Consider the following 14,475-nt stretch of genomic DNA (forward strand, 5'->3'; position numbering starts at 1 on the left):
CCGTTCCAAATTTTCCAAATCAGACCGAGCCGACAGCTGCTCGAGCGTCCACACGCCCGGCACCTTGCTGCGTGGTCGGCGCGCCAATGTCGACGGCGGTAGCCATGAGTACTGCCTTGATGTCAGCTGGCAGCAGTGTCGGGTTTTGTTGCAGCATCAGTGCCGCGACCCCGGCGACATGAGGACACGCCATGGAGGTGCCGCTGGCTTCTAGATGAAGCGGATCGATTACAGTCGCGCCGCCATTCATGTCATTGCCGGTCGCCGATCGCGACGCAACGATATCCACGCCAGGGGCGGTGACATCCGGTTTGTCGCGCCCATCCGGCGTTGGTCCGGGACTGGAGAAGCCGGCCATGTTGTCACTGTCATCGCTTGCGCCGACGGTAATCACGGTCCGCGCAATACCCGGACAGCGAATGCGCGTGTCATAGGTGCCGCAACTGTCATTGCCCTCGTTGCCTGCGGCCACCACGAAGGTCACGCCGGCTGTCGAAGCCGCGTCCGCGGCGACACATAAAACGCATGTCCCGTCTGGATCGACCCAATTCCCGTTTCTATGGGTGAAGCCCCAGGAGTTTGAAAGTACATCCATTCCGTCCGCGACGGCCTGCTGGATTGCCGACACGCAGTTGGGGGCGTTCCCACTGCCGAATTGGTTCAAAAGCTTGTAATCGTGAATGACCGCCCCTGTAGCGACGCCCCGGAAGGTCGCGCCATTGCTGGCAACAACGCCCGCGCAATGGGTCCCGTGCCCGTTCAGGTCGCCCAACCCCTCGCCGGTAAAATCCTGTTGTGTGCCGAAGTTCGCAGCAAGCTCAGGGTGTGTCTGGTCCACGCCGGTGTCCAGAACTGCGACGTCCACTTCGGCACCGGTGATTCCGCTGGCTTCAACGGCATCGGCATTGATAAGCGGACGGCTGTTATCCAGATCAATCAGGATTTGATTCTTGCAATGAGCCACCTTCAGAACATCGGCGCGCCCGGCAATGTCAGTCAGGCGCTGGTCATCGGCCCAGACCACCAGGCTGTGGTTCAGCCAAAAGGTCTGCTCGACCTCGATTTCACGCTCGCCAAAGCTCTTGGCAATCTGTCCCACCACGTCTTCGCCATGGCGGCGGTGTTGCATGATCAAACGACGACGCTGACGCCTGTCGAACGCGCGTGGTGCGCGATCAGGTGATGTCCTGCCGCTGCGCAGCAAGACCAGCACACGATGCCGGGGAAGCTGGGCCGTTTCTGTATGGCCAAGCAAAGCGTTCAGGTGCGCTTCCTTTCTGTTGGCCAAGAGGTCGCGCAGAACAATGCTGTCCATTTTGGAGATGGACTCGCTGCCAAACTCGGCACGAAGCTTCTCGATTTCGCGACGTTCCGCTCTCTCGAAGCGATCAACGTGATCCTGGCTTAACTCGGACATTTTGTGCTCCTTTGGATCATGGTCTAATTGGATTTTCAGGAATGGCATGACGCTCGGTGGAATGGGTGATCATCACGACAGAGGTATCATTGGCGATTGTCGCAATGGCTCCGGGCGACAGCTCAACTGCGATACTGTCAACAAGCCAGAGTTCCCTGACCCCGGTGCCGCCCAGGTTTTCAAGCGTATCAACCAGAGACTGTGTGCGCCGGCGGAAGTAATCTTCGCGCGCCTTTGTTTCAGCACGCCGGAAAACAGGCGCATCGCGACCCGCGTCAGGAGCCAGACGCAAGATGACTTGTACCGCATCCTGATCATCACTGTCTGTTACGGCTTGCGCCAATTTGGATTGAAGCTGAGTGTCCAGCTTGCCCCACGCCGCCTCGGACAATCCAAACGGACGGTTGCTGTTAGTTCCGGTCACGGTGCTATCCTCCTCGATCGCCTCCACGCTGAACATAGCCGGGGCGACGGCGCGGTCGAAACGCGGATTCACGATGATGCCGGGCCCCGGTACAGGCTCTGCCGAAGGCGTGCTGCGGGATTGTTCCGGCCGGAAGCACAGCTCGATCAACGCTCCTTCCTGCGCCCGCATGACGAGGGTCACTATCCCGCTCGCCTGAACCTCTATGACCTGTACACCCTGCTGCTGCGTTCCTGTCTGCGTCATCAGGACTTTGCCGTCCGCATCAAGTGCAATAATCGTTATCGGCTTTCCGCCACCAAAGCTCACCTTGAAGCGGGCCCAGTCAGCGACGACCGGCAGATGGGCAAAGACACCGGCGATGGAAAGCAACAGTTTGGGTGTGCCTTGCGGCTGAAAACCGCCAATGATCTGAAGAATGCCGCCCTTGGCTGGCAAGAACCGTACACCGCCGACATTCAAAACAGGATGGCGGGAAGGCACTTTCTGGCCGCGGAAATCAATGCAACGTTCACGCGGGGGAATTTCCGGATCGGGTTTAGGCTGGTCCGGGCAATGCGGTTGAATCGCGATGAACGCACAATCATCAATGTATCCAAGCACATTGTTGCGCGGATCATCTCCGCTGAATTCCAGGAATACCGTTACGGCTTCGGCTTCCGCCGTCACACGACCCCGCAATTGCCGCCAGGCACCGTCCAGGTCGTCGGTCCACCATTCCACCCAGGGCGCTCGCGGATCGTCACCACCGCGCGGGTCCAACCCAAGAGCATAGCCGCCAGCTCTGCGGGCTTCTGTTGTGAACCAACATGAGAACTCATAGTCCCACCCCGGGTTTGTGCCCAGTGATTGCCAGATACCGACGCGAAGGCCGCGTTGCGCGATGACCCGTTGGGACCTGTCACCGGTCCGGACGATGCAACCTTCGCAGTCAAAGGCATCGGCAGGGATCGGGGCCAATTTCGGAACGGGATTGCCCTTACCAGCGTGGAAGGCAGCCAAATCGGTCAGCCATGCATAAGGAGTCCAGAAACGGCCAACATTGCCCGCTGGCAGAGAACGGAACCCGTCTTCAAAGCCGGGGTTCAACAAATGCACGACGCGGACGGTCAGCTCGTCCTGACCAAAGTCGCCGTCGTCATCCATGACTGTACAGATGGCCCGGAAATCACCACACCTGTTATAGACATGCGTGGCGGTCGCTGTGCCTTCGGCCGCTGGCGGTTCGTTCGTTTCCTCGATCAAGGCCGTGCGGGGTTCACTGCAATCGCCGAAATCCCACTTGGCTGTATGCGTGTCGCACCAGCCGGGATCCCGGAAATCAGCGACAAACGTGATCGGTGTGCAGACATATGCAAAGAGATCCGGGCCAGCTTCGACCTCGGGCGGAACATTGGTGACGGTGACACGCAAGGTGTCGATGGCCTCGCCACCATTGACGTCGCGAATGCGCACCGTGACAGTATATTCACCATTGTCGCACCAGGCATGGGTCACGGTCGAGGTACCTGTCGCCTTGGGAGGTGTGTTTGTTTCAGAAATCACACCAGGTTTGGGCGCGTGGTGATCACCGAAATACCACATGGATTCGTGCGTGTCGGGGTATTCGACATCTCTGAACCGTGCAATCAGCGCGACCTCTTCGCCTTCTTGCACCGTCAGATCAGGTCCGGCATCCACTGTCGGCGGCACGTTTTCGACGGTAACAAGCGAGAAGCTGCGGCTGCGCGCGCCGCCCGGTTGGTTGATCGTCAGCGCGTGTTTCGCGGTGTAGACACCACTTGCCGCATAGACATGCTGGATCGAAGGCAAAACTGCGGCCGGAGTTCCGTCACCCGGCAACCATTCGTAGCCTGCGTCAGGGTGTTCATTCACAGCCGAGAGCGACATGGAGGACGCCGCAGCACCCGACCGTGCCCCACCCGAATCCGCCGGGACGACATCCGTGGCCTCACAGCTGCTTATAACAGTGAAATCTCCGGCGATTTCAAGGCCGTCCGTATCAATGACGATCGGGTCCGAAAAAACCGCCTCGACCCTTCCGATCCTGGCAAGGTTTTCCGGCCAGCCGGTGATGCCCGTAACCGTATTCGTAACTTCATCAGACAGGATTTCGCTGCCCATGCTTTCGGCAATACCGCGAACGACAAGTGCCACGATCACAACAACCAGTGCGCCCAGAATTCCGAAAGCTCCGAACGACAAAATCGCGGCGATTGCCGTCAGCACCCAAAGCAGCACGGACTCTTCGGGATCGACATCGCTGTCGATTTCAAAGTGATCCATTTGCTGCCCGCCGTCTGGGCCCAGCGAACCGTTCGGCTGCCAGCGCAAACCGACGTCGTTGAAAAAGTCGGCGTCCACATCAATGCTGCCCAGGATCGCGTCTACAACAGTCACTTTGCCCGATATTCTGATCGCCCCTGCCCTGAGGCTCACGTCCAGATCAGTCAGCCGGACTTCGCGCCCGTCAGGCGTAAACGTCTTCGGAAGGTCATCATCCGACAACTCGGCTTCAATGCGAGCAGCTTCAATCGACGCTTCGACCTGGGCCGCGCTGATGGCAATTGCAAAATCCCTGTCAGCCGGAATGAAATTGGCAAGCCCGCCTACGTCACCGCCACCATCATCGTTCAAGGCGATGGCCAGAAACTCGTTTGTCACTCCGACGGTGATGCTGTCGACCTGAAACTCTTCGTCCGTTGCCTCCGGCCCCCAGATGTAAACGAAGTCGCGTGCTTCCAGATCCCGGTGAAAGAAGTCGCCGATGAATTCTTCGATTTCGGCTACGGTCGGGGCAGCAATGGAAATCTCGCCCAGGCCACTGGCCAGTTCCTGCCCGCGCGACACCAGTTCGCTGGAAATCTGGGCGTCGAGGTCAATCGCGACCAACGGGATTGCCGCAAGCTGATCGCGGTTATCGATATAGTTGTCACCCTCTGGCCCATACTCCGGACCGGCCGGATTGATCGCGTCCACGGTGACGATGGCCGCATTCAAATCTGTACGGAACTCTGAACCAACCCGGCTGAAAGGTGCCGTAATGTTGATCCGCGTTTCGATCCCCATTGGATCCTGCGGATTGAAAAAGAGCTGTACCGCCGGGCCGACAACAATGTTGAACATCCGCAGATAGACCGGCAGCGAAATTGTTATGTCACCGCCGGACACGGTGGTTTCAATATCGTGCGCCGCGACCGAGTCGTCGTTGAATATTTCGGCATGGACATCCGTCGTCAACGCTCCCAAGGCAAATGGCAGCGCGGTCTCATCGATAACATGGGGGATGGATGGGAAGGCCGGGTCAATCGGTCCACCCGGGCCACCGTTCTCATAGGCTTTGTCCACGAATTCGGTTGCATACAAATCGATGTTGGCGGCAATAGGGTCGCCGCTGGTCAGAGTGGCTGACACCTGATTGCGGGGCATACCGTCCAACAGCCATCCCACATCCTGTCGCCCGGGAATCAGACCAATGGGCGCAGCCGCAGCAAGATCAGCCGTCATCGTCAGCATTTGCGCGGAAGGAACCGGTGGGTTTTCAATCTCGATCTCGATCAAAACACCAAGTTGGATTTCGGCACCGGTGATGTCCGGGCGCAGGCTTGCGTCCAACTGGTCTTCGGGAATCTGAACAGATCCGTCAGCTACGACGAAACCACCAAAGGTTTCACCCGCGGGAACATCCATGAATTCGGGAATGCGGCCTTCATCGCCGGGGTCATCGTCGCATTCTGCAGACTTCCACGCCCCCCGTATGACCTTTCGCAGGACCTCTTCCGAGGCTTCAACGACGACTTCATATCCTCTTGTATTTGCCATCCTGACGTCCTCGGTCTATCGACGCGACGGAATCGCGCCCGGGTGTCTTCAAGCAGTGCCGGTGACAACGGCGCGGGGCGTGATATTGACAAGCCTGCGTTTTCCGGATCGCACGGCATGATAGAGCGACGCGGGCGCGAAGCGCGGTACCGTTGCATCAAGTTGCCTGTAGGCAAGCAATGGAGAGATGATTTTGTGAGCCTTGTTCAATGATTCCAGCGGGTCGGGAATTTTCGCGGCTCCGATCAGGCTTGGATCCAGCCCGGCGACTGAGTTGCCCTTGGCTTTCACAGAAAACTGACGGGCGATTTCCGATGCCTTGACCCTCGCAATCTTCACTTTGGAAGTGGAAGAACGCACTCTTCGTTTCGGCATGGACAAGGGGGACAGGTCAGGGCGTTTTGAATTTTCCTCGCCCAGTTTCAACTCATCGAAAAGCACCGCTGCTAGGTCGTGTTCCTGCCCGGGGTCAAATTCATGCCCGGCCGCGACGAAAATTTTTTTCCGCAAGCTTTTGCGTTCAACGATCTGTTTCTTGGAAAACCGCGCCCTGTCCTCCAGCTCAAGCCGACCTGAAAGATCCAGATCGAACCCAAGTTCCTCAAGCGCCAACAGCGGGTTAATTAGCGCAGCGCGAGCAAGCTCTGGGGTAACATTCAAACGCGCAGCAATATCGTGCACTGCTGCCTGAACGTCCTGAAACGTAGCCATAGCAGCCTTCCAATTACGAAAAATCGTAACTCATGAACGCTTGGTACTCATAAATGGATAATTTGGGAGTCTGCGTTCACGTTATATTTTTCCAGTGATTCCGTCAATGATCCGGAGGCGCCACTTGGCTGCACTGAACCGATATCGACAGCTGGAGAAAGGGTTTTGATCTGGTGCAAACACTGCTTCATTTGGCAAAATCACCAAAGAGGATTCTCTCGAAAATACCTCGGCTGGCTTGAGCTTTTAGGATTGAGTTTTCCAGACAGCGAATTGAATCTAGACACGATTCCACCAAACCCAAATGTGTATGCCATACCGGTTACAACTCTCTTGCCGCCCGAAAGAAGGAAGTTTATCCGACACGACAGCGATGGCCGACAGGAAGATCTTCGGACATTTATCCCAGCAGGTTGCGGCGTGGCGCCAGCCCTGCCGGCGTCCGAACAAGAACCCGATGCGTACAGCGTTTGCCGCGGCGCTTGTCGTATCGGACGGGTTTATCGCGCGATGTTCAGCAAGGGATGCCGGCCTTTCTTCGGTCGATAACGGCACTGCGGAACCAGCTCGCGTCGTGGAGGCAGGCAGCGTGGTGGCCAATCTTGGTGTTCGACACAATGTACAGGCAGCCAACGGCTCAGCGCCCTCAATCCATCCACAACACCTCGCGCCCCCCTTCCCCCGGACCACATCACCTGCCATAATGGGGGAAACTCAAAAACAAGAGCAGCACCCATGCCCGACGATCTGTTGACGCCAGAAGCGACCACAACTTATGACGCCTCCTCAATTGAGGTGCTCGAAGGTCTGGAACCGGTCCGCAAACGCCCCGGCATGTATATCGGCGGTACCGATGAGCGTGCGCTGCACCATATGGTGGCCGAGATTCTCGACAACTCGATGGACGAAGCGGTGGCAGGCCATGCCAACCGGATCGAGGTTGAGCTGCATGCGGACTATGCCCTGACCGTTCGCGACAACGGGCGTGGCATTCCGATTGACCCGCACCCCAAGTTTCCTGACAAATCGGCACTTGAGGTGATCCTGTGTACCCTGCACGCGGGCGGCAAGTTCTCGGGCAAGGCCTATCAGACCTCGGGCGGCCTGCACGGCGTGGGTGCGTCCGTAGTGAACGCTCTGTCAGATTCGATGGTCGTTCAGGTTGCCCGCGACAAGACGCTGTATGAACAACGTTTCTCGCGCGGCGTTCCCTTGGGTCCTGTCGAAAAGATCGGCGCGGCCCCAAACCGACGCGGGACCACGGTGACGTTTCATGCCGATCCCGACATCTTTGGCCATCACAAGTTCAAACCCGCCCGCCTGTTCAAATCCATCCGCTCCAAGGCCTACCTGTTCTCAGGCGTAGAAATCCGCTGGAAATCCGCCATCGATGACGGTGAAACCCCGACAGAGGCCAGTTTTCACTTTCCCGGCGGCCTGTCCGATTACCTCAAGGAGACGATGAACGGCTCCTCCACCTATGCTGACCAACCCTTTGCGGGCACCGTGGATTTTCAGGAAAAGTTCAACACCCCCGGCAAGGTCGAATGGGCGATCAACTGGACGCCCTCGCGCGACGGGTTCATCCAGTCCTATTGTAACACCGTCCCCACCCCCGAAGGCGGCACCCATGTGGCCGGGTTCTGGGCTGCTGTCCTCAAGGGCATCAAGGCGTACGGAGAGTTGATCAACAACAAAAAGGCCGCGCAAATCACCCGCGAGGACCTGATCACCGGCGGCTGCGCGCTGGTGTCCTGCTTCATCTCGGAACCGGAATTCGTCGGCCAGACCAAAGACCGCCTTGCGACGGTCGAGGCACAGCGGCTGGTCGAAAACGCGGTCCGCGACCATTTCGACAACTGGCTGGCCGCGGACAATAAATCAGCTGGCGCGATTCTGGACTTCCTTATCCTGAGGTCCGAGGAACGCCTGCGCAGACGGGCCGAGAAGGAAACACAACGCAAGTCCGCCACTAAAAAACTTCGTCTCCCCGGCAAGCTGGTGGACTGTAGTAGTTCAACACGGGACGGCACGGAATTATTCATCGTCGAGGGCGATTCTGCGGGCGGCTCTGCCAAAATGGGCCGGAATCGCAAAACGCAGGCCCTGCTGCCCCTGCGCGGCAAGATCCTGAACGTACTGGGCGCGGCCAGTTCGAAACTGGGCACCAATGCCGAGATCAACGACCTGACGCAGGCGCTGGGTGTGAGGCTTGGCACCAAGTTCAACGTCGATGACCTGCGCTATGACAAGATCATCATCATGACCGACGCGGATGTGGACGGCGCGCATATCGCCGCGCTGCTGATGACGTTCTTCTTCACCCAGATGCGGCCCATGATTGACGCGGGCCACCTGTATCTGGCCTGCCCACCTCTGTATCGCCTGACCCAGGGGGCCAAGCGCGTTTACTGTCTGGACGAGGCCGAGCGTGACGAATGGCTTGAAAAAGGTCTGGGCGGCAAGGGCAAGATCGACGTGTCCCGCTTCAAGGGTCTGGGCGAGATGGACGCCAAGGACCTGAAAGAGACCACGATGGACCCCGCGTCCCGGAAATTGATCCGGGTCACCATTGACGAGGACGAACCCGGGGAGACCGGCGATCTGGTCGAGCGCCTGATGGGCAAAAAACCCGAACTGCGGTTCCAATACATTCAGGAGAACGCCCGGTTTGTGGAGGAGTTGGATGTTTAGGAAACAGTAGTTATGGTACAATATTTAGACCATGATGACTTTAAGAAATCTAGAAAAGCAGTGATCATCACTTCGGTGTCAATTTTGTTAGCGTCGACTTTTGAGTTCTCCAACCAAACACTGAAAATTCTGGGACTTGAAGCAAAGTTCGACATTGCGAATTTAATTGTTCTTCTAAAGCTGAGCTTGCTTTATTTTTTCTCTGTTTTCTTATTGAAATTGCTGGCAGAGGGAGCTTCGGTTTATGAAAGCACTTTACTGACTCGCTATGAGTCTGGAACCCCATCTGAGCGATTGAAAAAAATCTACGATGACATGGCCTCATCAGAGACTTACACCGTCGCGGAAACTGACTTGGTACCAGCTATGTTGAGGCCAAATAACCTTAGTTCGGAGGAGCTTCTACATAGTCTAACCAAGCGTTTCAGGAGGATTAGAAATATCGCCAGCTATGCCGACATGCAGTACTTTTTCTTTGCGCAAGTACTTACACCGATAGCACTGGCCTTTGTAGCGTTTTGGAACAGCAACGCACTGAAAGCGTATCTAAATTGATAAAACGTGAAAACTTGTAAGAAGAACCAGTATTTTCAATACTCTCCACTACGAGGGTGAAACAACTTCTCACCGCATACGATTGGGAAGTAAATAGGATATCAGCTCTTCTGCTGCCGCGGTACAAACCTATCGCAAAGCCATGTGAGCGGGTCAAACGTGCATGAAGCCGCTCCTAATATCTTGCGTGAACTAGAAACGCACCGACACCACACGCGCCCTCAAAAAACCAAAATATACTGCAATTCAAACCTCTTCGGTTTACAAATCAAACCAAGAACCGGCTTCCCCGTGACATGCTGGCTTGGATTTAACGATTAAGGATTTGCAATGGCCCGCCTTTATGACAGTCGAAAACGTGTTCTCGTAACCGGTGGGGCCGGGTTTCTGGGCTCGCATCTGTGCGACCGGCTTCTGAATCAGGGGCACGAGGTTCTGTGCGTCGACAACCTGTTCACCGGCACCAAGCGCAATATCGACCATCTGCACAACAACCCGCGGTTCGAGTTCATGCGCCACGATGTGACCTTCCCTCTGTTTGTGGAAGTGGACGAGATCTATAACCTCGCCTGCCCGGCCTCGCCCGTGCATTACCAACACGATCCGGTGCAGACGACCAAGACCAGCGTGCATGGCGCGATCAACATGTTGGGTCTGGCGAAGCGGCTGAAATGCAAGATCTTTCAGGCCTCGACCTCCGAAGTCTATGGTGACCCCACCATCCATCCCCAAACCGAAGACTATTGGGGCAACGTCAACCCGGTTGGTCCGCGTTCGTGCTACGACGAAGGCAAACGCTGCGCCGAGACGCTGTTCTTCGATTACCACCGGCAGATGGGGCTTGAGATCAAGGTCGCCCGGATTTTCAACACCTACGGGCCCAGAATGCACCCCGCCGACGGGCGCGTGGTGTCAAACTTCATCATGCAAGCGCTGACCGGCGAGCCGATCACGATCTTTGGCGACGGTACGCAAACCCGGTCTTTCTGTTATGTGGATGACCTGATCGAAGGGTTCATCCGGTTGATGGAGACCGGCACAGACGTCACTGGCCCGGTCAATCTGGGCAATCCCAATGAATTCTCGATGAACGAACTGGCCCGCGAAGTGCAGGCCCTTGTGGGGGCCGAAACCCCCGTCAGTTTCAAGCAATTGCCAGAGGATGACCCGAAACAGCGTCAGCCCGATATCACTCTGGCGCGGACCCTTCTGGGCTGGGAACCCAGAGTGCAGCTGAAAGAAGGGCTGAACGCAACCATCCGGTATTTCCGCGAGCTTCAGGCCGAAGTCGAGACCTAGGACCAACGCCCGGTTTTGGAACCGGGCACGACCAAAGCCCCTGACCTGCCCCGGCGCTTGAAGAACCTTCGCAAGGCGTCGCCTTATTCGAAATCTGCCTGATCTAGCAGCGTATAGGTGAACTTGTTGCCAAACGCGTCGCGCCCGGCTTCGCATTTTAGCAGAAACTCGGCAAAGTGACGCTGATCCGCGAATACCTGACACCCGGCGGAATAGATCGTATTCGCAGTGTCATCATCACCGTTGTTTGGCCCCTTGTGCAGATTTATGCCAAACATCCCACTTTGAGGATTTTCAAGGTTCAGGTTCCCATCCTCGTTGTTGTCCCGAAACACGGTAACGTTTCCCAGCCTTTGACACAGCGCTTTGTGGCCTCCGGGCCGGCCTCTTTTATGAATATCGATCTTGTAGCAGGACCGATATTGCCCCGGCGCCAGAATGGCCGTCCCATCCGGGTTTATCGGGTTCTTCAGGTAGTGATCGCTTGGATCGGCCGTCATCGGGTAATAGGCAATATCCCAAACGCCAAGAAACCGGTGGAACACCGTCATGACATCATCGAATTTCTTGGGTGAAACAGGGTGGGCGCGAATGCCTACTATGTTCAGGTTCCAATCGACAGTAGGGGTATCGAAAACCACATAATCCTTTTGGGACATAACATCCATAATCGCTTCCACAGAGGGTCTGAACATCTCTCAATTCTCCTAAAACAATGCGGTCATGTTACCACAGAAACGACCGGTCGTAAAAATCGCCCCACGGCGTTGCCACTGTGCTTGTCGGATTTTCGTTGCCTAACCCGTTGATCCCGTTCAAACTTGCGGCAACAAAAACAATGATTGAGGTCCGGGCGTCCAAAACCTTTTGATCGACAACAGATTTGCAGGACGGGAGGACGACATGAAAACACTGACTTTTGGGCTGGCCTTAGCCATGCTCGCGACCCAGACGCTGGCGCAACAGACGCTCAGCTTGGCTTCTCCGATCCCGGACGGGGCGGAAACGCGGTTTTGCTATTACAAAGGGTTGGCTTATTCCCCGGATTCCTTCATCGTGATCTTTGGCGACAATACCGTCACAGAAACGATCAACACGCGTGAAGAACGCTTGCTGCGATGTGTGAGCAACGACAAGGGCAACATGCACTGGAAACCACAAAGCACGTTTCAGGTCGGCCGCTAAGCCAGAGATATCACCGCCACCCAGTGCTTTTCAGCCGGATCAGACAGCCATTCCTATCAGGGCGATGCCAACAGCCATGAGTACCGCGGCACCCAGCCGTCGCGCCCAATTGCCTTCCTTGAGGAATATGAACCCGATCAGTGCTGCGAAGATGACCGACGTCTCGCGCAGCGCCGAAACCGCGCCCAATGGTGCGAAGTTCTTGGCATACAACACCAGACCATAGGCCGTCATAGATACCAGCCCGCCAAGAATACCTGTCATCCATATTTTGGATGGAAGGTCTTTGAGGGCCGCTCGTTTCCGAACGCCTACAAAACCGGCTATGAACAGGTGCAGAAATGCCCCCCACGCCCAATAGCTTAGCGTATTGCCCGATAGCCGAACCCCGATCCCGTCTACGACCGAATAGATCGAAATGCAGAACCCGGTGCCCAGCGCAAACTGCAGTGTGCTGCGCCCAACGCCCGAGCGCAGCGCTTTCCAGCTACTCAACTGAATGCCAACGGCAATCAGGGCGATCCCACCCCAGGCTTGAAAAGGCAGCACTTCTCCGACCAAGAGCATGGCCCAGAGCGAGACCAGCGCCGGGACAATACCGCGGGCGATGGGATAGACCACACTCAGATCACCATGCTGATAGGCTTTACCCAGCATGAAGTAATAGCCGAAATGCACAACGGTCGAGAGCAGGATGTAGACAAAGCTCTCTGGGCTTGGCAGCGGCAGCAACATCACCATAACCGCCGCAGGCGGGACTTGACCCAAAGCGACCAAACCCAGCATTGTGGTTCGATCCGCCGCTGTCTTGACTATGGCATTCCAAACGGCATGCAACAACGCGGCCGACAAAATGATAGGGATGACGAACAGGGTCACTCCAAAACCTTTCCCGCAGAGAGTTTGCGCAAAAAGGGTCTGTGGCCCTGATTACTTGGCGCGATGTCTCCAATGGGTGGTTTGTTGTCAAGCCTGTTTCAGATCACATGACTGTTTATCCAGGATTCAATTTTTGTGACAGGTTGCTCCCATCCCGGCTCCATGAACAGAAAATGCGCATGGTCTTCAACCAAAAGAAAAGTTCCGCGTTGTCCATACTGATCAGCTAGGGCCCGGCAGGTGTTGGGGTTAACGGCGCGATCTTCCGCGCCAGAGACCACGAGTACCGGACAATCTATCTTGTCGAAGTCGACTTTAATCGCGTGGTGGTCATCAAACATCCAAAAGAACATCTCGAACATAACGCGCCCGCTTTCCGGCCCCAGTTGATCAAATACAACATGCTGCTGCGTTTCAGGCATTTTGTTGAGAGCAAACGGAGCCATCAGGTCGAACTCGACCCGCATGTGCTGTTTCCAAAACGCGCCTCCCTCCATCAATGCTCGTGGCACGGCGCGCTCGTCGTCGGTTTCAGGCAACGTTCCCCAAGGTGCATTCGGATTGACAAGAACAATGGCGCTGGCCAATCCCCGTGCGGCCACCTGCTGCGCGACTACACCCGCAATGGCATGTCCCAGTATGACCGGCTTGGTGTCCAATCCCTGCACAAAAGCCGCAATGTCATCGGTGTAGTCGATGACGCTGGTGTTCGTCAGTTCCGGGTCGGGATCGCTCTTGGGATCACCACCGTGGTGGCGCAGAGCCGGGACATGTACCGTCCAACCCCGATCACGAAAGAAGGAAGCGTAATTCTGCATGCACCATGGTCCAGCAAAAGCCCCGTGGATCAGTACAATTTCATTTGGCATGGACAATCTCCCTCAACGCAAGACCGAGTATGGGCATGTGGCAAGATGTTACAACTGCCCGTGATCCCTGTTGCAGGACGGTTCACAGGTCCTAAGATCGGGCCCATGAGTTTTGTGACCGACAATCAATTGCTCCTGCTGATCCTGTTCTTTGTCATAGGCACAATCGGCACCGCGTTTCTGTTTCGCAAACCGGCGGGGCACCGGGCGTGGAAACTGGCTGATCTGGTATGGGTTGTGCTGGGTGGCATCGGGGCACTTGTTGCTGTTTTGGCCGGGCTTTACACGTCGGACAGTTCGCGACTGGACCGACAAATCGACGTGGCCTATGCCGCGACGCTGGCATTTGACAGAGATGCTGCCCGGTTCCGTCTGCGGTTCTGTGATCCGGCCTTTGACCCGGACACCGCCGTTTTATGTGAAAAAGTTGAATTCCTTTCAGCCTCGACAGCCAGCAACTCGGAACTGCCCCTGTTCATCGCAGTCACGAATGAGGTGGCGCCCTTGCAGGGGCTTCACTTCCTCGTTGGGGGTCAGTCCAAGGACGAAATGGACGAAATACGTGACATGGCCGCCAAGGCCGATGCATTTGACATCGACCAGTTCCTTGTCTTCACTTC

General features: G+C 56.3%; 10 protein-coding genes. 4 read left to right on the top strand and 6 right to left on the bottom strand.

What is annotated here, in order from left to right:
* Positions 1-19 precede the first annotated feature (19 nt).
* The 3 genes from D1823_RS08340 to D1823_RS08350 are packed head-to-tail and all read right to left on the bottom strand — an operon-like array spanning position 20 to position 6,374.
* The gene (locus D1823_RS08340; protein ID WP_162896794.1) at positions 20-1,417 is read right to left on the bottom strand and encodes a S8 family serine peptidase; all 1,398 of its coding nucleotides are present in this window, start codon (positions 1,415-1,417) and stop codon (positions 20-22) included.
* 16 nt (positions 1,418-1,433) lie between these two features.
* Positions 1,434-5,663: a PKD domain-containing protein gene (locus D1823_RS08345; protein ID WP_117869480.1), complete on the bottom strand. Its 4,230-nt coding sequence runs from the start codon at positions 5,661-5,663 to the stop codon at positions 1,434-1,436.
* 48 nt (positions 5,664-5,711) lie between these two features.
* Positions 5,712-6,374 (bottom strand): hypothetical protein, encoded by a 663-nt coding sequence (locus tag D1823_RS08350; protein WP_117869481.1) that lies wholly within the window; start codon positions 6,372-6,374, stop codon positions 5,712-5,714.
* A gap of 735 nt (positions 6,375-7,109) precedes the next feature.
* On the opposite strand from D1823_RS08350, the gene parE reads away from it, so the two are divergent.
* From parE to D1823_RS08365, 3 genes are all read left to right on the top strand, one after another.
* Positions 7,110-9,068 (top strand): DNA topoisomerase IV subunit B, encoded by a 1,959-nt coding sequence (gene parE, locus D1823_RS08355; protein WP_117869482.1) that lies wholly within the window; start codon positions 7,110-7,112, stop codon positions 9,066-9,068.
* 12 nt (positions 9,069-9,080) lie between these two features.
* Positions 9,081-9,623, top strand: a complete 543-nt coding sequence (locus tag D1823_RS08360) for a hypothetical protein (RefSeq protein WP_117869483.1) — start codon at positions 9,081-9,083, stop codon at positions 9,621-9,623.
* A gap of 330 nt (positions 9,624-9,953) precedes the next feature.
* The gene (locus tag D1823_RS08365) at positions 9,954-10,922 is read left to right on the top strand and encodes a UDP-glucuronic acid decarboxylase family protein (protein ID WP_117869484.1); all 969 of its coding nucleotides are present in this window, start codon (positions 9,954-9,956) and stop codon (positions 10,920-10,922) included.
* An 83-nt stretch (positions 10,923-11,005) separates the two neighbouring features.
* On the opposite strand, the gene D1823_RS08370 is transcribed toward D1823_RS08365, so the two are convergent.
* Positions 11,006-11,617: a hypothetical protein gene (locus D1823_RS08370; protein WP_117869485.1), complete on the bottom strand. Its 612-nt coding sequence runs from the start codon at positions 11,615-11,617 to the stop codon at positions 11,006-11,008.
* Positions 11,618-11,825: 208 nt separating this feature from the next.
* Between D1823_RS08370 and D1823_RS08375 the strand changes: the two genes are divergently transcribed.
* Positions 11,826-12,107, top strand: coding sequence for a hypothetical protein (locus tag D1823_RS08375; protein ID WP_117869486.1), 282 nt, complete (start codon positions 11,826-11,828; stop codon positions 12,105-12,107).
* Between the two features lie 39 nt (positions 12,108-12,146).
* Here D1823_RS08375 and D1823_RS08380 read toward each other — a convergent pair whose 3' ends face one another.
* On the bottom strand, positions 12,147-12,986 hold the full coding sequence (locus D1823_RS08380) for a DMT family transporter (protein ID WP_117869487.1): 840 nt from the start codon (positions 12,984-12,986) through the stop codon (positions 12,147-12,149).
* Between the two features lie 98 nt (positions 12,987-13,084).
* Positions 13,085-13,855, bottom strand: a complete 771-nt coding sequence (locus D1823_RS08385) for an alpha/beta hydrolase (RefSeq protein WP_117869488.1) — start codon at positions 13,853-13,855, stop codon at positions 13,085-13,087.
* Positions 13,856-14,475: the final 620 nt, after the last annotated feature.

It is taken from the genome of Ruegeria sp. AD91A (genome assembly GCF_003443535.1).
GTDB lineage: Bacteria > Pseudomonadota > Alphaproteobacteria > Rhodobacterales > Rhodobacteraceae > Ruegeria.

Bases quoted from the DNA above. Each gene is read 5' to 3' on its own strand.
- D1823_RS08365 (WP_117869484.1), top strand. From the start codon at position 9,954: ATGGCCCGCCTTTATGACAGTCGAAAACGTGTTCTCGTAACCGGTGGG.
- D1823_RS08340 (WP_162896794.1), bottom strand. From the start codon at position 1,417: ATGTCCGAGTTAAGCCAGGATCACGTTGATCGCTTCGAGAGAGCGGAA.
- D1823_RS08360 (WP_117869483.1), top strand. From the start codon at position 9,081: ATGGTACAATATTTAGACCATGATGACTTTAAGAAATCTAGAAAAGCA.
- D1823_RS08385 (WP_117869488.1), bottom strand. From the start codon at position 13,855: ATGCCAAATGAAATTGTACTGATCCACGGGGCTTTTGCTGGACCATGG.
- D1823_RS08350 (WP_117869481.1), bottom strand. From the start codon at position 6,374: ATGGCTACGTTTCAGGACGTTCAGGCAGCAGTGCACGATATTGCTGCG.
- D1823_RS08370 (WP_117869485.1), bottom strand. From the start codon at position 11,617: ATGTTCAGACCCTCTGTGGAAGCGATTATGGATGTTATGTCCCAAAAG.
- D1823_RS08375 (WP_117869486.1), top strand. From the start codon at position 11,826: ATGAAAACACTGACTTTTGGGCTGGCCTTAGCCATGCTCGCGACCCAG.
- D1823_RS08345 (WP_117869480.1), bottom strand. From the start codon at position 5,663: ATGGCAAATACAAGAGGATATGAAGTCGTCGTTGAAGCCTCGGAAGAG.
- parE (WP_117869482.1), top strand. From the start codon at position 7,110: ATGCCCGACGATCTGTTGACGCCAGAAGCGACCACAACTTATGACGCC.